The organism is [Leptolyngbya] sp. PCC 7376, assembly GCF_000316605.1.
GTDB lineage: Bacteria > Cyanobacteriota > Cyanobacteriia > Cyanobacteriales > MRBY01 > MRBY01.
The window spans coordinates 827,039-848,600 of sequence record NC_019683.1; the positions used below are offsets into that span (position 1 = coordinate 827,039).

General features: G+C 44.9%; 18 protein-coding genes and 1 tRNA gene. 10 read left to right on the top strand and 9 right to left on the bottom strand.

Translation table 11 applies throughout. The annotated features are described in order from the left end of the window. Positions 1-44: 44 nt before the first annotated feature. The 5 genes from LEPTO7376_RS03765 (at position 45) to LEPTO7376_RS26180 (ending at position 4,839) form a co-directional block, all read left to right on the top strand. Positions 45-833: an ABC transporter ATP-binding protein gene (locus tag LEPTO7376_RS03765; RefSeq protein ID WP_015132923.1), complete on the top strand. Its 789-nt coding sequence runs from the start codon at positions 45-47 to the stop codon at positions 831-833. A gap of 57 nt (positions 834-890) precedes the next feature. Then, positions 891-2,147 carry an MlaD family protein gene (locus LEPTO7376_RS03770; RefSeq protein WP_015132924.1) on the top strand — a complete coding sequence of 419 codons (1,257 nt, stop codon included), beginning with the start codon at positions 891-893 and terminating at the stop codon, positions 2,145-2,147. Positions 2,148-2,279: 132 nt separating this feature from the next. Then, positions 2,280-2,361, top strand: a tRNA-Leu gene (locus LEPTO7376_RS03775). Between the two features lie 637 nt (positions 2,362-2,998). After that, positions 2,999-3,646, top strand: coding sequence for a PTPA-CTERM sorting domain-containing protein (locus LEPTO7376_RS03780; RefSeq protein WP_015132925.1), 648 nt, complete (start codon positions 2,999-3,001; stop codon positions 3,644-3,646). A gap of 563 nt (positions 3,647-4,209) precedes the next feature. Further along, positions 4,210-4,839, top strand: coding sequence for a PTPA-CTERM sorting domain-containing protein (locus tag LEPTO7376_RS26180; protein ID WP_015132926.1), 630 nt, complete (start codon positions 4,210-4,212; stop codon positions 4,837-4,839). A 70-nt stretch (positions 4,840-4,909) separates the two neighbouring features. Here the strand turns inward: LEPTO7376_RS26180 and LEPTO7376_RS03790 are convergent, their stop codons facing one another. The 3 genes from LEPTO7376_RS03790 to yqeK form a co-directional block, all read right to left on the bottom strand. Then, positions 4,910-5,635: a pantothenate kinase gene (locus LEPTO7376_RS03790; RefSeq protein ID WP_015132927.1), complete on the bottom strand. Its 726-nt coding sequence runs from the start codon at positions 5,633-5,635 to the stop codon at positions 4,910-4,912. A 31-nt stretch (positions 5,636-5,666) separates the two neighbouring features. Further along, positions 5,667-6,848 carry an HhoA/HhoB/HtrA family serine endopeptidase gene (locus LEPTO7376_RS03795; protein ID WP_015132928.1) on the bottom strand — a complete coding sequence of 394 codons (1,182 nt, stop codon included), beginning with the start codon at positions 6,846-6,848 and terminating at the stop codon, positions 5,667-5,669. A gap of 301 nt (positions 6,849-7,149) precedes the next feature. Continuing rightward, the gene (gene yqeK / locus LEPTO7376_RS03800; RefSeq protein ID WP_015132929.1) at positions 7,150-7,743 is read right to left on the bottom strand and encodes a bis(5'-nucleosyl)-tetraphosphatase (symmetrical) YqeK; all 594 of its coding nucleotides are present in this window, start codon (positions 7,741-7,743) and stop codon (positions 7,150-7,152) included. Positions 7,744-7,878: 135 nt separating this feature from the next. On the opposite strand from yqeK, the gene LEPTO7376_RS03805 reads away from it, so the two are divergent. Further along, positions 7,879-9,531 carry a transglutaminase domain-containing protein gene (locus LEPTO7376_RS03805; protein ID WP_041764890.1) on the top strand — a complete coding sequence of 551 codons (1,653 nt, stop codon included), beginning with the start codon at positions 7,879-7,881 and terminating at the stop codon, positions 9,529-9,531. Between the two features lie 34 nt (positions 9,532-9,565). After that, complete coding sequence (locus LEPTO7376_RS03810) at positions 9,566-10,081, top strand: hypothetical protein (protein ID WP_015132931.1); 516 nt, start codon at positions 9,566-9,568, stop codon at positions 10,079-10,081. 34 nt (positions 10,082-10,115) lie between these two features. On the opposite strand, the gene LEPTO7376_RS03815 is transcribed toward LEPTO7376_RS03810, so the two are convergent. Together LEPTO7376_RS03815 and LEPTO7376_RS03820 are read right to left on the bottom strand one after the other, a co-directional pair. Then, entirely contained in the window at positions 10,116-10,499 is a 384-nt protein-coding gene (locus LEPTO7376_RS03815) for a ferredoxin (protein ID WP_015132932.1), read from the bottom strand. Between the two features lie 91 nt (positions 10,500-10,590). Next, positions 10,591-12,171 carry an NAD(P)H-quinone oxidoreductase subunit N gene (locus LEPTO7376_RS03820; protein WP_015132933.1) on the bottom strand — a complete coding sequence of 527 codons (1,581 nt, stop codon included), beginning with the start codon at positions 12,169-12,171 and terminating at the stop codon, positions 10,591-10,593. A 462-nt stretch (positions 12,172-12,633) separates the two neighbouring features. On the opposite strand from LEPTO7376_RS03820, the gene topA reads away from it, so the two are divergent. Both topA and LEPTO7376_RS03835 read left to right on the top strand, forming a co-directional pair. Beyond that, the gene (gene topA / locus LEPTO7376_RS03830; RefSeq protein WP_015132934.1) at positions 12,634-15,324 is read left to right on the top strand and encodes a type I DNA topoisomerase; all 2,691 of its coding nucleotides are present in this window, start codon (positions 12,634-12,636) and stop codon (positions 15,322-15,324) included. 5 nt (positions 15,325-15,329) lie between these two features. Then, positions 15,330-16,892 (top strand): glycosyltransferase family 39 protein, encoded by a 1,563-nt coding sequence (locus tag LEPTO7376_RS03835; RefSeq protein ID WP_015132935.1) that lies wholly within the window; start codon positions 15,330-15,332, stop codon positions 16,890-16,892. A gap of 49 nt (positions 16,893-16,941) precedes the next feature. On the opposite strand, the gene LEPTO7376_RS03840 is transcribed toward LEPTO7376_RS03835, so the two are convergent. The 4 genes from LEPTO7376_RS03840 to LEPTO7376_RS28245 form a co-directional block, all read right to left on the bottom strand. After that, a complete protein-coding gene (locus LEPTO7376_RS03840) occupies positions 16,942-17,334 on the bottom strand; it encodes a hypothetical protein (RefSeq protein ID WP_041763145.1) in 393 nt (130 codons plus the stop codon). Positions 17,335-17,369: 35 nt separating this feature from the next. After that, complete coding sequence (locus LEPTO7376_RS03845) at positions 17,370-19,097, bottom strand: AarF/ABC1/UbiB kinase family protein (RefSeq protein WP_015132937.1); 1,728 nt, start codon at positions 19,095-19,097, stop codon at positions 17,370-17,372. Between the two features lie 126 nt (positions 19,098-19,223). Then, positions 19,224-20,000, bottom strand: coding sequence for a ribonuclease III (gene rnc, locus LEPTO7376_RS03850; RefSeq protein ID WP_015132938.1), 777 nt, complete (start codon positions 19,998-20,000; stop codon positions 19,224-19,226). A 7-nt stretch (positions 20,001-20,007) separates the two neighbouring features. After that, a complete protein-coding gene (locus tag LEPTO7376_RS28245; protein ID WP_015132939.1) occupies positions 20,008-20,136 on the bottom strand; it encodes a hypothetical protein in 129 nt (42 codons plus the stop codon). Positions 20,137-20,182: 46 nt separating this feature from the next. Between LEPTO7376_RS28245 and LEPTO7376_RS03855 the strand changes: the two genes are divergently transcribed. Next, on the top strand, positions 20,183-21,367 hold the full coding sequence (locus LEPTO7376_RS03855) for an NAD(P)H-quinone oxidoreductase subunit H (RefSeq protein WP_015132940.1): 1,185 nt from the start codon (positions 20,183-20,185) through the stop codon (positions 21,365-21,367). Positions 21,368-21,562 lie beyond the last annotated feature (195 nt).

The following is a 21,562-nucleotide window of genomic DNA, read 5'->3' on the forward strand; positions in this document are numbered from 1 at the left end:
AAGCTAACGCCACGAGCAATACAAATTACAAATAGTTTTAAGTTATGGCACAAGCAGAACCCCTGATCGAGCTACGGGGCATTTCTAAATCCTTTGGTTCTGCGGTCATTGTCGATAATATCGACCTCACAATCTATCGGGGAGAAGCCCTCGTTATCATTGGCCCCTCCGGTACTGGTAAATCCACAATCCTCCGCATCATCGCTGGGCTATTAGAAGCAGATGAAGGGGAAGTTTACGTTAAGGGTCAAAAGCGCATTGGTCTCATCGAAGATGGCAACGACCCGATTGGGATCAGCATGGTCTTCCAACAGGCGGCATTGTTTGACTCCTTAACCGTCGCTGAAAATGTAGGCTTTTTACTTTATCAGCATTCCAAGCTCTCCCGTCGCCGTATCCGCGGACTGGTAGAAGAAAGACTCGATATGGTCGGACTCTCTGGGGTTGGCGATCGCTATCCAGCTCAGCTCTCTGGTGGTATGCGGAAACGCGTCAGTTTTGCACGGGCGATTATGGCCAATCCTGATAATCCGAAAGATAATCCCGATGTCATTTTGTATGACGAGCCAACAGCAGGTCTTGATCCGATTGCTTCAACCGTAATTGAGGATATGGTTCGCCATCTACAAGATATGCAAGGCGTTTGTGGTACTTATGTGATGGTCAGTCACCAGGACAGCACAATCCGTCGGACAGCTGATCGCGTCATCTTTCTCTATGGTGGCAAAATCCAATGGTCAGGTCCTGTTGATGAAATCGATAGTACCGATAACCCTCTAGTGCGGCAGTTTTTCAGTGCTGCGGTGGAAGGCCCGATTAAAGTCATCGGTTAAATCAGGAAGATCCCCAATACAATAGCTCTTAAGTTTACTTAACACTCTCAACTACCAATGCGCTCTCGCACGATTAAAGAAGGTTCTCTCGGTCTATTTATTTTCGGTGGATTATCACTCCTCGGGGTGGTCTTAATCTGGCTGACTGGGGCAACCTTTAGTCGCAAGACCTACATCATTAATGTGACTTTTGCGGATGCGAATGGCCTTCGGGAAGGAGCCGTCACACGTTACCGAGGCCTTGAAATTGGTCGGGTCGTCAGTGTTAACCCCAACAGCAACGGTGTAAATGTGCAGATCGAAGTCAATTCAGCCGATCTCGTGATGCCGAAAAATTCGATTATCGAGACAAATCAAGCAGGTCTTGTGGGAGAGCCAGATATCGAAATTATCCCCAAAGCAGTGCTCAGTGAAGCGGCGATCGCCCAAAGTCCTTTAGCGAATGATTGTGGAGATTCAGGCGACATCATTTGCCATGATGACCAACTCGAAGGGGTAATCGGCGTGAGCTTTGAGGAGACGCTCCGATTAACTCAGCAATTTAGCCGAGCCTATAGTGATGAAGAGTTTGTCGCTCTGATTTCAAAATTTGCAGAGAATTCGAGTAGTGCTGCGGAACAATTAGCAGCCCTCACAGCAGAATTAACTTTGCTCTCGAAAGATGTGCGGGGAGAAGTGGGGAATTTCTCTGAGAATGCCCAATCTATAACCGATGCAGCGATCAACAGTTCTGCCCAGCTGAGTCAAACAATGACGGGGATTAATGAACTCACAACGAATCTAAATTCCCTGGTTGTTGAAAATCGTCAAACCCTCGTTAGTACCCTCAACAGCATTAGCGAGACAGGTGTCCAGATGCAACAGGCGATCGCCACCCTCGATACCACTCTCCAAACAGTCAATAATGGTTTAGCCGCCGCAGACACACGGCAGTTGGCAGAAAACCTTACGATCCTGACAGAAAACGCGGCGATCGCCTCCGAAAACCTAAAAGATATTTCTGTGACCTTCAACGACCCAGAGAATATCACCATCTTGCAAAAGACTTTGGATGCTGCTCGTTCTACCTTTGAAAATACTCAAAAGATCACCTCAGATCTCGATGAACTTACAGGAGATCCCGAGTTCCGCAAAAACTTGATTGACCTCGTCAATGGCCTCAGTCAGCTTGTTTCCTCTACCGACCAACTCCAAGAACAAATTCAAATCGCAAATCGTCTCGAACCAGCACAAGCAGAATTAGAATTGTCAACACCGAATCTTTCTGCCCGCTCAGAGTCACCTGAAACGTCAGTAGAAGAGCAATATCAATAAACTTTGGGAATCTTTTCAGTGTTAAAGTTGGGCGATCGCCTTAATCCCAGAACTAGTACTTTTGACTTTTTTTGCAAATAAACCTTGGCAAAGGCAATCGACCCATGCTAGATTTGTTAAGGTCAAAAACAAGCGGATGTGGTGGAATTGGTAGACACGCACGCTTGAGGGGCGTGTGGCTCACGCTGTGCGAGTTCGAGTCTCGCCATCCGCATACCACCAATAACCTCCAAGAAGTCTTCTCTAAGTTTAGAGAGGACTTTTTGTTTTAGATAGATACAAAAAGTCCTCTCTAACCCATTCAGACAAAGCGAGATATTGTAGTATCTCCATTAAAACAACACCAACAGCACAAAATTCCTCGACTCTAGTCAATGCTAAACATTAAAAAGAATTAATTGAGCCTTGATCTTCACATAATCTTTAAAAAGGAGTATTTCTGGCGATTTCTCAGCCATTTTACTGACCCACCATTTTTTCAAAAAGATTTTTATGAAGACGGCATTTCCTGGCTTTCTCTTGAGTATTAAAGGTTTGGGTAAATAACAAGATTTTTCATGAAGAACTTCAGCTTAACTTCATGAAGATTCTGTGAAGACAAATTCCTCTCATGGTTAATACAGAAGGGTTTGCAGGTCTCTCCTCAATGTTGTACTTACGTAGACCAGAGTTATACTTCTAGTTGAGTGAGCAGAAGTTACAAGAGTAATCTTCTTAGTAATGAGTTACTAAAGATAAATTTTATTGACTAAGCAACAATTTTTTGTCTTCGACTATAAGTCCTTGGCTTTAACTCATGTCTAAAACTTCGCTGATACGCTCAAAACCCAATCGACTTAGTGAGGTCAATCATGAAAAAACAATTACTTTTAGGAGCCACGGCTTTGTCTGTCGCCACGCTCGGAATAACAGCACAAGAAGCGAAGGCCTTTGATCTTACAGCTTGTCCTAGTCTTAGTCCGATCACCACAGCAACGGAATGTAGCTACATTACAAATCCATTGTCTGGCTCAATAAACGATAAAGCATTTGATTCAAGCACCTTATCCAATTCCACTCCACCCGGACAGAAAGTTGTAAACGTCAATAATGTAAATGAAGTTGCTGGTCCTGCAACAGGATTCTTTGGCATCACAGATTGGACTGAAGCAGATAAGCTCGATTCTCCTGGTGAGGCTGGTGCCACTAGTTTGGCTGGTATCAACGGTACTTACGACACAGTGATGGCGGTGTTCAAGAGCGGTCAAAATACAACGCTAGTTGGCTATTTATTAGACGGTAGTGATGGCTTTGCTTGGACAAACCCGTGGGGTGCTCTTGGCATTACACAAGCACAGGGAATTTCTCACATCACATTTTATGGCTCCAATCAAGGTGGTGGTGGTTGTACTGATCCAAATGGTTGTGACCCAATTCCTACACCTGCAGCGGTTCTTCCAGTATTAGGTGGTTTGTTTGGCGCAGCTTCTCGTCGTAAAAAAGAAGAAGAAAACGCTTAGTCGTATTCAATCGATGTAGTTTTTGACTCTATCGAATAACCAATAACTAAAAATTCAGAGAAGGGGATAAGTGTTCAGCTTATCCCTTTTTTTGATTTCAAATGGGTTATTCAGAGAAAAAACAAAACTGTTTTAAAAAGTTTTCTTTACATAAGAAGATGATTTTTTGTATGTAAATATACGGATAACTAAGTAATTTCAAAACCTTATTTTCTCACGATTTCAGATCGACAAAAGCCTTGTATGGCAAGTAACAAAAGAAATATTCGGTTTTGGAAAATACATTCAACCAAAACGTCAAGTGTGAATTTCCCATGAAGAAAAATATCTCCAAAGTCTTTTTTTCGAGCCTTTTAAGATATTTAGGATCTTTATTCAAAAATAACCAATTGCTATTCTTTTTACATAGCCAATTAGCGGCCAATCTAATTCGTATATTTGAGTGCTAAAAGCAATAAGTCGGATTAATCAATAATTACTTTCTCTCTGTACTTTTTATTAGTTTCTACTTGCTTTTAATCTCTCTCTGCATCTTCAGTCCAATCAGATAATCAAGGTTAAGAATGAACAAGAAATTACTTTTAGGGGCGATCGCCACCTCCGTCCTCTCTGCAACAGCTGTTATGGTTGCTCCCAGTGCCAACGCTATGGTGATGCAGCTCGGAACCTTCGACGGAAACGATACTGGCCGTCGTGGCACAGGAGTTGAAAATCTAAATAACCTAGTTTCTGATTACTCTTGGTCAGTTGCTGGCAAATCCGATGATGGCTTCGGTAGCTTCACTGCAGGTGCTCACGGTGCATTATCAGGAATTTGGGAAACTGGCTTAAATGGTTTCGGTGCCTTTTCTGTTAAAGCAAGCCCCGGGTATATGCTCTTCAAGACTGATGATATCTCTACGATTAATTGGTCAACTCTTGGACTGCTCAACGGTGGCGGCAACCAGCCTGGGCTCTCTCACCTAACCCTATATACAGGTGAATGTTTAATCAGTAATTGCGGGACTACTCCTCCGGTTGTACCTCCTGTACCTCCAGTTGAGCCTCCCGTGACTCCACCAGTTATTCCTCCGGTCACCCCTCCTACAACTCCTCCAGAAGCTGTCCCTACTCCTGCTGCTGTGCTTCCAATTCTCGGTGGTCTTTTCGGTGCAGCATCCCGTCGTAAGAGTGATGAGTCTGAAAACGCTTAATGATCCGGCTTAGGCAGCATCCTTAATGCATTAAACAGTTGTATTCTCCAATCTTAAGTAGGAGAGAGGCTTACAGGTCTTTCTCCTTTTTTTTGACCCATTTTTGCGTAAGCCATAATTTCACCAATCCTTGCAAAACTAAATCAGCATCTATATGCACCAGTTCTGGATGCGGAACAGATTGCTTGAGGAAGTTTCCATCTCCTCCTGTCACCAAAATTGAACTTGTGGGATATTTCGTTAACCAATTATCGATAAAGCTATTTAGACCAGCAGAAACGGTATGTAAAATCCCACTGGCGATCGCCTCTTTAGTTTCCTGTGCCCAGCGGGTCGGCAACTGTTCGGGCAATTCGATAGAAGGTAATGCTGCAGTCCCTTGGGGAAGCATCTGGAATTGAAGCCGTAGACCCGGTAAAATTGCGCCCCCTACAAATCGGCGATCGCCATCCACTCCTGAAAAGGTTAGAGCCGTGCCGCCATCGATCACTAGACAAGGATAACCATAGATTTCACCTGCACCATACATTGCTAAAGCACGGTCAATGCCTAGAGTTGGGTACAAATTTCCGAGAGGAATATCGGCAAGGGTAATTTTGGTGGCTGTCGGATAGTGGCGTTTGAGGCGATCGCCCTGAGCTGGAACCACAGACGCAAACACGAGCGGGGAGTCAAGATTTGGCAGCGTTTCATTGTGGGAGGTATGCCAAACCCGCTGGATTCTACCATCAAGAATCTCTGCCCAGTGATAGCGAGAATTGCCAATCATCAGCGCCGTCAAATTTTCATTGGTCATGGATATCGTCGTAACGCAGCCTTAACCAAGATTAGTAGTTCACCGGGAAATTAGTGGGACGAACTTTTAAAACTTCGGTTTTGTCTTCCCGCTTTACTTCAACAAGGAGCACCTGACCAATCACGCTATTTTCAACAGCTTCTTGCACTTCAATCGCTGTATGCACAACCCGATCACCCACTTTGCGGATAATATCCCCCTCTCGCAGATCGGCGATCGCCGCTGGAGAATCATCAACCACCCCAACCACAAGCACTCCATGCTCATTACCGACATCACCAATCGAATCCGAAAAATATTCTTTAGCTCGTTCCTTACCTTCGCCATCGAGAGTCAACATCCGAATCCCAAGATAGGGATGATCCGCCTCGCCTTTCGCAAATAATTGCTCTGCAATGCGCTGGGCTGTCTCGATGGGGATCGCAAAACCTAGCCCCTGGGCATCCGTGCGAATCGCCGTATTTAAACCAATCACTTCACCCCGCACATTCAACAAAGGGCCACCAGAATTACCGGGATTAATCGCCGCATCCGTCTGAATAAATCGCACCCGCTTATCCGGAATACCCACCTGCGCACTCGGTCGATCCAAAGCGCTAATAATGCCAATCGTCACCGTATTGTCGAAACCCAAGGGATTTCCGATGGCGATCGCCCATTCACCAGGAATTAATGATTCGGCATTACCGAGCTTAGCCGTGGGAAGATCCGTCGCCTCAATTTTAATTACAGCGATATCCGTTAGCTCATCCACCCCGATCACTTTGCCACTAAAAACCTGACCATCTTTGAGAGTGACTTTGACCGTCGAACTCCCTTCGACCACATGGGCATTAGTAATCAGTTGTCCATCACTACTGAGAATAAAACCCGAACCTGTCCCCTGCTCAATATCGGGTTCTAAACTCGGAATATCCTGATCAAAGAAACGTTTAAAAAGCGGCGACGACATATCCTGACTGTACAAATCCTTCGTCGCATCGATACGCACCACAGCCGATCCCACTTCCTGTACCGCCTGCGCAATGAAATTCACTGAGCCATCACGGGGATTATTCAGAAGGGCATCACTGCCATAAAATTCTTCATAGGATTTGAGCGTTGCGTTCAGCTGACCCTGCGTCCAATAGGCATGACTCGCCACACCCATTCCGCATCCAATAACGATCAAGCCCGTATATAAGCCCCATTGACGGAAAGATTGACTAAGCATAAATAGTGAGCGGCGAAGATGCAGGTGGTAGAAGTTGCAAAATATTGTTGCTCTAAATTAGGTCGAGAGCGAGTGTTTTTTATTATTCCTTGGGGGAGGTAATAAAGCCGGATGAGATTGCAATAAGTAATGCAACTCACGTCCTATTCCCTAAAAACACAGGTGTTTGAGCCGTATTCAAAACAATGACATTTGCAAAGATGACTCTAATTATGGCAAAGATTTTTGATTCTTTGAGAGCGTGATAATAAAGCTGTATAAGGGTTCGGCAATATTTACAGGTTGGTATATGAATTTTGGTTTAAGCACGTACGGATTGTAGGGCCCAGTTGCGGGTAATAATCACGCGAGGATGAATAGTTTTGTTCTGTTTAACGAGATATTTGAGGGTGTAATCGCAGACTTTCCAGACAGCTTTCCGAAGATTTTTCTTGCTGAGTTCCCGTAATTTATTCAGTTTTTTATTGTCTCCACGACCGGGTTCTAGGGCATCGGCAATAAAAATAATGCAACTCAGATCACTCATCTCTGCACCGCCTAACGTATGCAGGGCGATCGCCTCAAGGATTTCTGGGTCAGTGATCCCAAATTCTTTTTTTGCTACCACAGCGCTGACATCAGCATGGAGGAGGTGGGGCACTTGCGCGCAAATATCATCAATGGCGATCGCCGCATCTGCTGCCAAATCTAATAGCTTTTGGGGTGGAAAAAATTTTGCCAAATCATGGAGCAAGCCTGCGATTTTTGCCTGTTGCTGTTTCACACCATGGATTTCAGCAAGTTCGCCTGCCATCGTTTCAACACCGAGAATATGCTGCACTCGATGCTCTGAGACATTTTTGTCTAGCCAGGCGATCGCCTGTTGTCGTTCAAAGTTTTTGATTAAATCTGCCATCGATTCCCCCTCAGATGTCGTTATGTTCAGACTGCAAATCTCATAAAATGCTCACCGAAAAAAGTTCAAAAGAGGCAGTGCCGTAGGAGATAATCCTAATTGGATCAAAACGTTACTCGACCGGAACCAGAGAGATTGAACACTGCAACCCCCACTACTCACCGTACCATCCGTCCGATTGCCACCTATGCGCTCCACGGCATTGCGTTTCATGAGGGGTATTTCTGGGCGATTGAGACGATTAATGGCTACCTCATCCGAATTGATCCCAAAACTGACGCCACAGAAATTTTAAATACAGAAACATGGTCAGTTTTTATCGGAGCAACAGGGTTGGCGATCGCCGACGAAACCCTCTGGTTTACAAGTGGTGAAAACGTTTATAAATGCTCCATGACCGATGGGCAATGGAATCCAGAACTCTTTATTCGCCTACGAGATAACGCGAGCGGTGTCGCAGTATCTGGCAATAGCGTTTACGTGAGCTGCCAAAAACGGGGTGAAATTTCCGTTTATAACGCGGTCAATGGCAAAGAAATCACCCAACTTTATGCCCCTGGTATCGGCATCGAAAACTTATTTATCCACAACGAAGACCTCTGGGTTTCGGATAATCTCGAACAAACAGTTTATTGTCTCGACCGTGCCACTGGCGAAATCAAACTCAGTCTCCTTACCCCCTTTGCCTCTCCCACCGGCGTAACGCTCTACATCGACCCCGACACGAGCGAAGAAGTTTTATACGTTGCCTACGCTGACCAAGAACCCTACATCCGCGACAATCCGAATGCCGATCCAAACTACGAACTGCAATATCGCGAGGTCACCTTTCTACATCCGCTCCATTTCCGTTATTACGAAGATGAAAAGTTTGCTCTGTCCAATGGCTTTTTAATTGAGATGAGCTACGTCGAGGAGTTATCGCCCCTTGATCCGTTTGAACTGAAGGATTTGGAATGGAAAATTGCTCTACCTGCAGAAACTCACCGCCAGCAAATTGTCGAAGTGGAACCCATTGGTATTCCCTTTACTGAAGAAATTGTCGATGGGCAACGCATTGCTGTGTTTAAGTTCGATCACCTCACCAACACGCAACGTCATGTCTTTGGATGGCGCGCCAAACTTCAGGTGTGGGGTATTAAATATCAGCTCAACCCCCTCGACTGTGAAGATATTCCCGAGTTAACACCAGAATTCGCAGCAAAATACCTCGTTGATAATGACAACCTCGCCATGGAAACAGACATTATCAAACGAGCTGCCACCGAGGCGATCACCAACGAAGCCAACTTTTTACGGCAAATGTATTCGATCCGAAATTACGTTTATGACCATTTGTCTTATGGCATTAAACCCCACATCGATACACCGGATATTGCCCTGCGACGTGGTGTTGGCTCCTGTGGTGAGTACTTGGGGGTGTTACTAGCTCTGTCCCGTTTAAATGGCATCGCGAGTCGTACTGTGGGTCGCTACAAATGTCCGATGGATGCCCACCAGCGAAATATTCCGCTCCAACCAGACTACAACCACGTTTGGATGGAATTTCACCTGCCCGGCTATGGTTGGTTACCGATGGAATCAAACCCTGACGATATTCAGGATGGTGGGCCCTATCCCTCGCGTTTCTTTATGGGATTAGCTTGGTATCACGCAGAAATGGCCAAGGGTGTGAAGTTTGAAAAGCTCTACCGCAATGGCGAAATGATCCAAAAAGAGGAAACATCAATTGGTGAATTAGCGTTAAATCATGTACGCTTTACTATCCTTGATGAGCTAAAACCGTAAATATATAAGTTTATTTTTAGCTTACAAGTCAGCTATGAAAGCCCAGAAGTTCTATGAATTAACAAGAGAGCAAATCAAACATGAAGATCAATTATTAAATAACAGAACAACATGGCTACTTGTCCTTCAAGGATTCCTATTTTCTGCATATAGCATATCAATCTCAGCAGAAGCAATCGCATTAAACCATAATAGTTTTCAAGAGCTTGAAGAACGTTTGAATTTAGTTAGAAAATGTATTGCAATCAGCGGAATCACATCATCTATTGTTATAGCTATTGGTATTCTTGCTGCATCCCGATCAATATATGCTCTAGTAAAAAGTTGGGACAAAAATTTTGATCAACAACAAAAAAGTCAGTATCCACAAATTATAGGTAAAGAGCTATTGGGAATTAGAGGAGGACTTATTCCTGTTCTAGTCTTACCAGTATTTGTATTCCCATTCACATGGGCCTTTCTATCACCATTTTTATTGATCCGCATAATTACAGGAATTTCCATTATTATATTTTTTATTTTCTTAATTGCTCTCGATAAAAATTCCTAAAGTTGATCAAACCAAATAATTAGGTTTCTAAAGCCTAAAAAATAAAGTTTAAATGGGTGTAGCTAGATAAAACCCAAAACAAGAGAATAATCGTTGCCCAGAAACCAAGAAAAATACTGATCCAAACAGTCACATAATTTTTCTGTTCGTGGTATTTCCAGAAAAGTAATTTTTTGACGGGTTTACCGCCTTGGAGATGTTGAGTGGCGATCGCCTTCACATTTCGTACTTGGACATTGTTGTACCAAGCTTTGTCGGGCATCACCTTCACCATGGGGCCACTGCCACATTCTCCGAGACAGCCACTACGGATCACGGTAATCTGCCCATCTTCGTATTTCTGAAATTCCTGTAAAACCTCTAATGCCCCTTGTTTTGGGCAGGTTTGATGGCAGCAGACCAACACTGTTTTTGCCATAGCATTACAACGCTTTTCGAATATTCAATAAAAAACCCCCTTCTATTATGAAGAGGGAAATTTTTTATTGCGCTCAACTGAAACAAAATATTTAGTTGTTGGCGATCGCCACCTTTTCGACGATATCAGCTTGCTGTTCAGCAACAGTTTCTTGGGAATGGATAATCGCCTGAATCATAGGCGTACTGGTTACAGAGCTATCAGCAATCACAAAGAGCGGGTTGGACAAAATACCGGCCAGAGATGTCACCACTAACGCGAACACTAAACCAACTTGTAGAGGTCTCATGCCCACTGCAGTCCAAGTGACAGCGGGATAGTTGCGAACAGAGTCCGACATTTCCTGAGGCTCTTTTACAACCATCATCTTGATGACACGAATGTAGTAGTAAATGGAAACCACACTCGTGAGAAGACCGAGGAGTACAAGCCAATAGAGGCCTGCCTGCCAACCTGCCCAGAAGAGATAGATTTTACCGAAGAAGCCGGCCAATGGCGGAATACCACCAAGGGACAACAGACATACACTCAAGCCCAAAGTTAGCAAAGGATCTTTCTGATATAGACCGGCATATTCAGCGATTTGGTCGGTACCAGTGCGTAGGGAGAAGAGGATGACACAGGTGAACGCGCCGAGATTCATGAAGAGATAAATCAGCAAGTAGAAAATAACACTGGAGTAGCCTGCATCAGTGTTTGCCACTAGGCCAATCATCACAAAGCCAGCTTGCGCGATAGAAGAGTAGGCAAGCATCCGCTTCATGCTGGTTTGAGCGAGAGCCACGACGTTACCGAGCACCATACTGAGGACGGCAAGGGCGGTGAAAATCAAATGCCATTCGTCGATAACGGAGCTAAAAACAGTAACAAGTAAACGAATTGCAAGGGCAAAACCAGCCGCTTTCGAACCAACGGAAAGGAAGGCCACAACAGGTGTGGGAGAGCCTTCGTAAACATCAGGTGTCCACTGGTGGAAAGGTACCGCGGAAATCTTAAAGGCAATACCTGCAATGGCAAAGACTAGGGCGATCGCCAACGCTAAGGATTGACCACCTTGGGCATCCGTAATATTCGCGGCGATGTCGCTGAGGATTGTTTCGCCACCAGACAAACCGTAAAGCAGAGAAACACCGTAAAGGAAAATTGCTGAACTTGCTGCACCAATGAGGAGATATTTGAGCGCAGCTTCGTTAGAGCGGGGGTCACGTTTCATGTAACCCGTCAGCAGGTAGGAAGAAATACTGAGCATTTCAAGGGAGACGAAAATCATCACCAGCTCATTTGCTCCCGAAAGGAACATCCCGCCGAGGGTTGCCGTAAGGAGAATACAAACAAATTCTGAAAGTGCCGTACCAGATCGTTCGACGTAACGCACCGACATCATCACAGTGAATGCCGTGGACAGAACGATAATACCCCTGAACAAAATACTCAGGTTATCGCTGTTAAACGCGCCGAGAAATGCCACCGGATTCGGATTATCCCAACCGAAATATAGGGCAACAGTCGAACTCAATAGTCCGGCGATCGCCACATAGGGGATCCAACCCGAACGGGAACGCCCCACAATCAAATCCCCGACAAGAACGACGACGAGGGTCAAAATTACGATGCTTTCCGGCAAAATTGCCCCAGTATACAACTGGCTCGCAACGGTACTTGAAAAATCCATTTTTGCTCTTACAGGCTTAGTGAACCAATTAACATTTAACAATACCGCAAACTAACTTGGAAATGGCAAACACCGAATTTCAGACCCAGCTTTGCCACCAAACTCGTCAAAATCTCAATAAATTTCAGCAAAAAATCAGAAAGGACGAAATCTTTACGGATAATCCCTTCCTTTGGCTGCAAATATTGCCACTAATAATCACACAAAATCCCAACGATGATGACAAACTAAACCTTTATGTAGCAAGGCTTCATCAGTCAAGCTCAGTTCTATCCTGACTTATCTCTGCTTCCTCACGACTTGAGAATCATGATCCCATCGAATATTGACGACCCACCATCATCAAGTTCGGTTTTTACAAACTCTTAAGCCTTGACGGATAGCATATTCGTAAGACATTGATTAAATATATAAGGTATACATCGTCAAACCTTTCCCCCAATACTCTTAAATCGACAACCCATGTCCACCCTTGTCATCGTCGAATCACCGACCAAAGCCCGTACAATCCGGAATTACCTACCGCAGGAATATCATGTGACTGCCTCTATGGGGCATATCCGCGACCTTCCTTCTTCTGCCGACGAAGTCCCTAAAGATAAAAAAGGACAGCCTTGGTCACAGCTTGGGGTAAATGTGGACGAAAACTTCGCACCGCTCTACATCGTGCCGAAGAAAAAGAAAAAAGTTGTCACCGAACTCAAACAAGCCCTCAAGGAAGCAGATGAACTGATTCTGGCAACGGATGAAGACCGCGAAGGTGAAAGTATTAGCTGGCATTTGCTCGAAGTCCTTAAACCGAAAGTACCCATCAAACGGATGGTGTTCCATGAGATCACCCAAGAAGCAATTCAAAAAGCGCTGACTAATTGCCGAGAAATTGATGTCAACCTCGTCCATGCTCAAGAAACACGTCGAATTCTAGATAGATTAGTTGGCTACACGCTGTCGCCACTGCTCTGGCGCAAAATTGCAAAGGGCTTATCGGCAGGTCGAGTACAGTCAGTTTCTGTACGTCTCTTGGTACAACGGGAACGGGAAAGACAGGCATTCCAGTCTGGTCAATATTGGGATCTGAAAGCGCAGCTCCAACAAAAGCGCTCCAAGTTTGATGCAAAGCTGGTTACCCTCGACGGCAAAAAGATTGCGATTGGTAGCGACTTTGATCCAGACACAGGCAAGTTAAAGAAAGGAAAAAAAGTTGTTCTTCTGTCTCAAGAGGAGGCGATCGCCCTCAAAGAGCGCATTAAAGATCAAGAATGGGTTGTCAGCAAAACTGAAGAAAAACCCAGCACCCGCCGTCCTTCACCTCCTTTTACAACCTCGACATTACAGCAGGAATCGAACCGTAAGCTGGGCATTTCAGCGCGGGATACGATGCGCACAGCCCAAAAGCTTTACGAAGAGGGCTATATCACCTACATGCGTACTGACTCGGTGCACCTGTCAGATCAAGCCGTGACTGCTGCCCGTAGCTGTGTCGAAGAAAAATATGGGAAGGATTACCTCAGCCCTCAAGTACGCCGTTACAAAACAAAGAGTAAAGGTGCTCAGGAAGCCCACGAAGCAATTCGTCCGGCAGGTAGCAGTTTCCGTACACCAAAGGAAACGGGCTTAAGCGGTCGTGAGTTCAAACTTTACGAATTGATTTGGAAACGTACTGTTGCCTGTCAGATGGCTGACGCAAAGTTGACTCAGCTCTCCCTCACTTTGAAAGTTGATGATGCCGAATTCCGGTCTTCAGGTAAGCGCATTGATTTCCCTGGTTTCTTCCGTGCATATGTAGAGGGTTCGGATGATCCCGATGCAGCGCTCGAAAATCAAGAGGTTGTACTGCCCGATCTAAAAGAAGGCGACAAGCCCACCTGCAAACAGCTCGATGAAATTGAGCACAATACAAAACCTCCTGCTCGCTATACCGAAGCAAGTCTTGTTAAAGGCCTTGAAGGTAAAGGTATCGGTCGTCCTAGTACCTATGCAACAATTATCGGCACCATTGTTGACCGTGGCTATGTACAAATCCGAGATAAAGCCCTCACACCAACCTTTACAGCCTTCGCCGTAACGGCATTATTGGAAGAGCATTTCCCCAATTTGGTGGACACTGATTTCACTTCCCACATGGAGCATACTCTTGATGAGATTGCGACAGGGAAAGCGCAATGGCTCCCCTATCTGAAAAATTTCTACCTTGGTGATGAAGGTCTCGGCACTCAGGTTAAAGTTCAAGAAGAGAATATTGATCCGTCTGTCGCTAAGGCGATCGCCATCGAAAATTTACCGGTCAAGGTAAAAATTGGACGATTTGGCCCTTACATCGAGTCAGAGCAAGGCGAAGAGAAAATTACGGCTTCATTGCCTGCCGATCTCACTCCATCGGATCTTGATCCTGCTCAAGTGGAGACCATCCTCAAGCAAAAAACTGAAGGGCCAGAGCAATTGGGTGAACATCCCGAAACGGGAGATCCAATTTATCTACTTGTCGGCAGTTATGGGCCTTATGTGCAACTTGGTCAGGTAACTGAGGAAAAGAAAAAACCCAAACGAGCTTCCCTTCCCAAAAACGTCAAGCCAGAGGATCTCACCTTTGAGATGGCAATTCAGCTTTTGTCACTACCGCGCTTATTGGGAGAACATCCTGAGTCGAGCAAGCCAGTTAAAGTTGGCTTAGGTCGGTTTGGCCCCTATGTGGTTCATGATCAAGGGAAAGAAGGCAAGGATTATCGTTCCCTGAAAAAGGAAGATGATCTGTTTACCATTAGCTTCGAGCGCGCAATGGAACTATTGGCGCAACCGAAACGGAGTCGTGGTCGCGGCAAAACAAAAACACCTCTCAAGGAGCTTGGTAAGCACCCAGCAGATAATGAGCCTGTCAATGTTTACGAAGGCCCCTATGGCATTTATGTGAATCACCTGAAAACCAATGCTGGTTTGCCAGAAGGCGAAACGGTGGAAACAATAACTCTCGCCAAGGCACTCGAACTCATCGACGAAAAGGCTGCATCTAAGGGCAAGAAGAAAACCACAAAGAAAAAGACCACCACTAAAAAGAAAACAACGGCAAAGAAAAAGACCACTACAGCTAAAAAGAAAACCACCACAGCGAAGAAAAAAACAACTACCAAGAAAAAAGCTGCTGCTAGCGACGAATAATCTTGATGCCTACATTCAAAGGCTGGGGTGATCGCCAAATTATTTTGGGGTTGACGGTCGTGGCTCTCTGTCTGTTTTGTTTCAATCTCGGCAATGTGCCACTCAGGGATTGGGATGAAGGGACGAGAGCTTTAGTCGCGCGGGAAATTTTTCGGACAGGTAATTGGCTCCATCCGACTCAATTTGGAGAGCCATATCTAAATAAGCCACCGCTCATGGATTGGTTAGTGACTTTGAGTTACCGCCTCGGTGGGGTGAATGAATGGACAAGTCGTTTACCGGGGGCGATCGCCAGTGCTCTGGGCGTACCTCTGCTGTATTGCTTGGGTAAAGAGCTGTTTGCTGAAAAACAACAATCAATTCGGGCGGCCCTACTGAGTGCCTCGGTTTATTTGACGCTTTTGCCTGTGGTGCGCCATGGACGCCTTCTTATGTTGGATGGCTTAGTGCTGACTGCCATGATCTTGAGCTTTTGGTGTTTTCTCAAGGCGGAAAAACAAAAAGTTTTTGGCTTAGGGATTGGGGTTGGTTTCGGGATCATCACCTTCACGAAAGGACTATTAGTGCTTCCCATTGTGGCGATCGCCTTGTTATTTAGCTTGCGCGATAAGCGTTGGCAGATCATCAAAAACTTTTACCTTTGGTTGGGATGTCTAATTGGCTTCCTACCAGTAATTTGGTGGTACTGGTCTCAAATTAATCACTACGGCCAAATATTTATCGATGTGCATTTTCTATCACAGGGCATTGATCGCGTCTCTGACACTGTAGAAAATCATCAACATCCACCATGGTTTTATATTCTCGAAATCGCTAAATATACTGCGCCTTGGCTATTTTTTTTGCCCCAGAGCTATCGCTTAATTTGGCAAGAACAATATGAAAAGCATGGCCAATTAATCCTCGGTGGATCCATGTTTTATGGGTTTCTCATCTCCACGATGGGGACAAAATTACCATGGTATATTATGCCGATTTATCCTTTTATGGCTTTAGCTGTGGGCTATTATCTCTCAGGATTTGACGAACTAAGATCCACAAAATACTATCGTTTCCCATTTCAGTATTGCTTTTATTTCCTCTCAATTCTCACTGCCCTTAGTGCCATCTATTTTGTCTTCACCGATCCTCAGACAAGCTTGATTCTCATGTCTTTGGCGATCGCTGCGATGTTTGGTATTGCGGGTTGGTATTGGCAGCGCAAAAGCCAGAATTTTATAACCACTTTTATTGTGGGAATGTATGCAACTCTTGGGCTTTTATTTTGCTCAACGTCGTGGCTTTGGGAAGTCAATGAGGCATTTCCCGTAAAACAAACTGGCGAAATTATTCGGACTCAAACACCTGAAACCACTAAACTTTTTACCACCTTTGGCTATAGTCGCCCGAGTTTAGATTTTTATGGAGATCGCCAAATTCTCCCAGCAAACCTAGATGACATTCAAACAGAACAATATTGGTTAGTAGATCATGGCGCATTCGAAGCAAACCAACAGCATTTCCCTGAGTTTGAAATTTTGGGTCAATCCGAAACCTTTAAGCTCATTCACACAAAAAAAGAGACTTGAATAAAATCAAGCCCGCTTTAAAAATTTGGTTGTGTGAAAAACTACCTGCTTACAAAATACTGAAAGAATCCTCTTCAAGAGCAGCAGAACCACCTTCACGCAAAATCTGAATCACACGGCCTAACTGCTTCCATAGCAAACCGACGGTTGCGAGGGTTAAAGGTAAAGACAAAGAATAAGCGAACCATGCAGGAATAAAAAAGATTTGCAAGCCGCTCGCCAGGAAAATACTCATGCCTGTGCCGATACCAAACAGAGGCAGTTGCAAGCCAATCACAGACAGCTGCTCACGAATACTATTTTCATTAGCGACGATTTCACGAGCTTTGAGCTTGAGCGTGCCCTGAAAAGCTGCACCACTTGTCACAGCAATAAAGAAACCGAGTGCAACCATCACCAAAGGTGGCTGCGTCATATAGAAATAATAATAATCTTCCATCATCTGTATTTACAAATCTTAAATTTTATTGATTTCAATTATGACCGAGTTTGGGCGAAACTTGGCAAGACGGCAGCAATTCTATTGGTAGAGAGAGTCCGCAGACCTGACCATGCAATGCCTAAAAGTTTTTGAGGCTGGAATTCATCCTTCAATAAATCCCACAAACGCTGTACTTCTGCAGTATGTAAACGATCATCTTCGATCAAGGCAAGAATTAACATCCGGCGGATTTCTCCCCCTTCCTCAGACATTAAATATTGAAAGCCCATTTGCGCGGTTGGCAAAATATCAAAGCTTCTATCCGCACTGGCGATCGCCAACATATTTTCAAGACGTTGCCACTGAAATTTCCCATCTTTGAAGAGTATTTCAAGAAGCTTACGGCGTAGCTCAGGCGTTTCAGCAGTGAGCAGACGGCGCGAAACGTAAGGGTAGGAAATCTCAACAATTTTGAAATCCGGATTCAGACTTAATGCCAAACCTTCTTGGGTAACCAGAGAACGAATAATCAACGCAAACTTAGCAGGCACCCGGAACGGATACTCATACATCAGCTCTGAAAAGTCATCGGTGATTGTCTTAAAGTTAAAGTCCCCAACGCTCTCACCAACGGCATTCCCCAAGACTTTCTCCAGAGCAGGGATAATCGGGCGGATATCCGTGTGAGGCGCTAAGAAACCGAGTTCAACAAAATCTCTCGCAAGGGCTTCATAGTCTTGATTAATGAGCTGAACGACAGAGCTGGCAATGGTTTCTTTTGTCTTGTTATCGAGCTGATCCATCATGCCAAAATCGATATAAGCCATCTTCCCGTCAAACGTCGCAAACAGATTGCCGGGGTGGGGATCAGCATGAAAAAATCCATGTTCTAGTAGCTGTCGAAGTCCAGTTGTAACACCAATTTCAATAATTTCATCGGGGTTTAAACCAGCAGCGCGCATTCGATCTAACTCACTGAGTTTGTAACCATTAATCCATTCAAGGGTCAGCAAGCGAGAGCTGGTGTAATCCCAATAAATAGAGGGAACTTTAACGCGTGGATCATCAGCAAAGTTAGTGGCAAACTTTTCAGCGTTACGACCTTCATTGATGTAGTCGATTTCCTCAAAAAGCTTAAGGCCAAATTCATCCACAATCAGCGTCAGATCATGACCAAGATTGAGAGGTAGATAAGGCGCAAGAAAAGTCGCACCAATCCGCATCAGATATAAATCGAGGGTCAAAATCGGTAGAAGTTTGGGACGCTGTACTTTAACGGCAACCTCTTCACCGCTATAAAGACGGGCACGATAAACCTGAGCTAGACTTGCGGCAGCGACAGGTTCTGGAGAAATTTCGCTGTAGACATCGCTAATGCTACAGCCTAAATCTTTTTCGATAATGGCAAAGGCGATCGCATTACTAAAAGAAGGAAGTTGGTCTTGGAGTTTGATCAACTCTTCAAGGAAATCTACTTTAATCAAATCAGGGCGTGTAGAGAGTGCCTGTCCGACTTTAATGAATGTAGGGCCTAAGCGAGTCAGAATTTCTCGTAATTCGTTCGCACGGCGGTTGCGACTTTGTTCTGTTTCTCCGTTTCGTTTATCTAGCCATAGTCTCAGGGCAAATCCACCGAAAAGCCAAACTATAATGAAGGTTCGCCATAATGCTTTCCAAGGTCGCCAAAAATAGTAGTGGGCGATCGCCTGATGGTCATATCGCTTGAGGGTTGTAGATCCGAGTCGATAGTCGGGAGAAACAGAGGAATACTGGGTCACAGGCATCTCACCGTAAACAAATATTGGCTTTTGTAAACTAAAGTCAAGCTATATTGTATCGGACTTTTCAGAATCACTAAGTTTCCCCACCGAAGTTTAAGATTCTCTGCTGATTTTGGATTTATCTCGATATCAGCTCTGTAGGCTATTTTGCTGGGCTAACTGTTGTAGAAGGGTTAGGCGATCGCCTTCTGGTGAGCCAGCAGTAATGTTAGGAGACTTTGATTTATCGTTGTCTTGATTAATTGCCTTGAGAGCAGCTTGAGCAGCTTTTTTTTGAGCCAATTTTTTCGATTTTGCGGTGCCTCTGCCATATTCATGGTCTTTGACATAGACAGCCACAGTAAAAGTCTTCACATGATCAGCACCCGATTCCGCAAGAGTTTTATATTGTGGGAGCGCCCCAATTTCTGCCAAAGCCCATTCCTGTAAAGCGCCTTTGACATTCTGAGCAGTGACTAATTCCGGCTGGGCAGCCAGCTTCACTGCAATAGGTAAAACCAATTCCTCAACAAAGGCGATCGCCAAATCGATACCTGCATCTAGGAAATAAGCTCCGACAATTGCCTCAAAAGCATCACTAAGAATTTCTGGATTTTGCCTGGCCCCAATATTTTCTGTCCCTTTACCTAGTCGCAATAGACTATCCAAACCCAGATCCATCGCAAAGGTCGCTAACTGATGACGATTATTTTCTAAACCTGCCCGCAGACGGCTCAGTTCCCCTTCCTGAAGTTCCGGAAACTGCTCATACAAAAGCTTTCCCATCACAAACTTTAGAACAGCATCCCCAAGAAATTCCAGCCGTTCATTGTCTTGTTTCACCTCAGGATGTTCGTTGCAATAAGAGCTATGGGTCAGGGCTTGGGTCAGCAGACCTTCATCCCGGAACCGCGGCAAGCTTGTCATGGTTAACCTAAACTTTATAATGTTCAGAAGGAAATAAACCTAGCGTATCAGTTTCCCCATAGCAACCACTCTGACAACTTTTACCGTCAAGTCGCGTTACGGGGGCGATCGCCAAAAGATAGGGTTCTAAATCCATCACATCGCCAGAATATATAAAAGCCTAAGGGAAACACTGCGGATCAATGTCAAAAATTGAAACTAGAACCGAACCCATGGTGCTCAACATGGGGCCTCACCACCCCTCCATGCACGGCGTCTTACGCCTGATTGTCACCCTAGATGGAGAAGACGTGGTTGATTGTGAACCCGTCATCGGTTATCTGCACCGGGGCATGGAAAAGATCGCCGAAAACCGTACAAACATCATGTATGTTCCCTACGTCAGTCGTTGGGATTATGCAGCAGGAATGTTTAACGAAGCGATCACCGTTAATGCACCGGAAAAACTTGCTGACATCACCGTTCCCAAACGTGCTCAGTATATTCGTGTGGTGATGCTCGAACTGAACCGTATTGCAAACCATTTACTATGGCTTGGCCCGTTCCTCGCAGACGTTGGTGCCCAAACTCCATTTTTCTACATCTTCCGTGAGCGGGAGATGATTTATGACTTATGGGAAGCCGCTTCCGGCATGCGTTTGATCAATAACAACTATTTTCGTATTGGTGGTGTTGCAGTTGATCTTCCCTACGGTTGGAATGATAAATGTCTAGATTTCTGTGATTATTTTGATCCGAAAATCGATGAGTACGAAAAACTCATCACCAACAACCCTATTTTCCGCCGCCGCGTAGAAGGCGTGGGCACTGTTACCCGTGATGAAGCGATCAATTGGGGTTTATCAGGCCCGATGCTCCGAGGTTCCGGTGTGAAGTGGGATCTCCGCAAAGTCGATCACTACGAATGTTATGACGACTTTGATTGGGATGTTCAGTGGGAAACAGCAGGTGACTGTTTTGCCCGTTACCTCGTCCGTATTCGTGAGATGCGCGAATCTGTCAAAATTATTCGCCAAGCTCTCAAGGGAATGCCTGGTGGAGCTTACGAAAACCTTGAAGCCAAGCGGATGCTCGAAGGCAAAAAATCTGAGTGGAATGGCTTTGATTATCAGTACATCGCTAAGAAAGTGGCACCAACTTTCAAAATTCCTGAAGGCGAACATTACGTTCGGATGGAGAGCGGCAAAGGCGAAATCGGCATCTTCATTCAAGGAACAAATGATGTATTCCCTTGGCGCTGGAAGATTCGTTCTGCCGATTTTAACAACCTCCAAATCTTGCCTCACATCTTGAAGGGCGTGAAGGTTGCGGACATTATGGCGATTCTGGGTAGTATCGACGTGATTATGGGTTCTGTAGACCGATAATTTCAGCTTGTTTCTAGTTTCTCTTCTTTTGCTTTCTATAGAGCGAAGGGAGTGAGGCGATCACCAACAATCTAAATTCAACTAAAAAATCCAACAGGGTGGGAGAGTTCAATTGTTTAGCTCTCCTTTTTTGTTGAAATACCATCCCATTGCTACATCGCAATCACTGAGCTATTTAGGGGGATGAAGTTACGA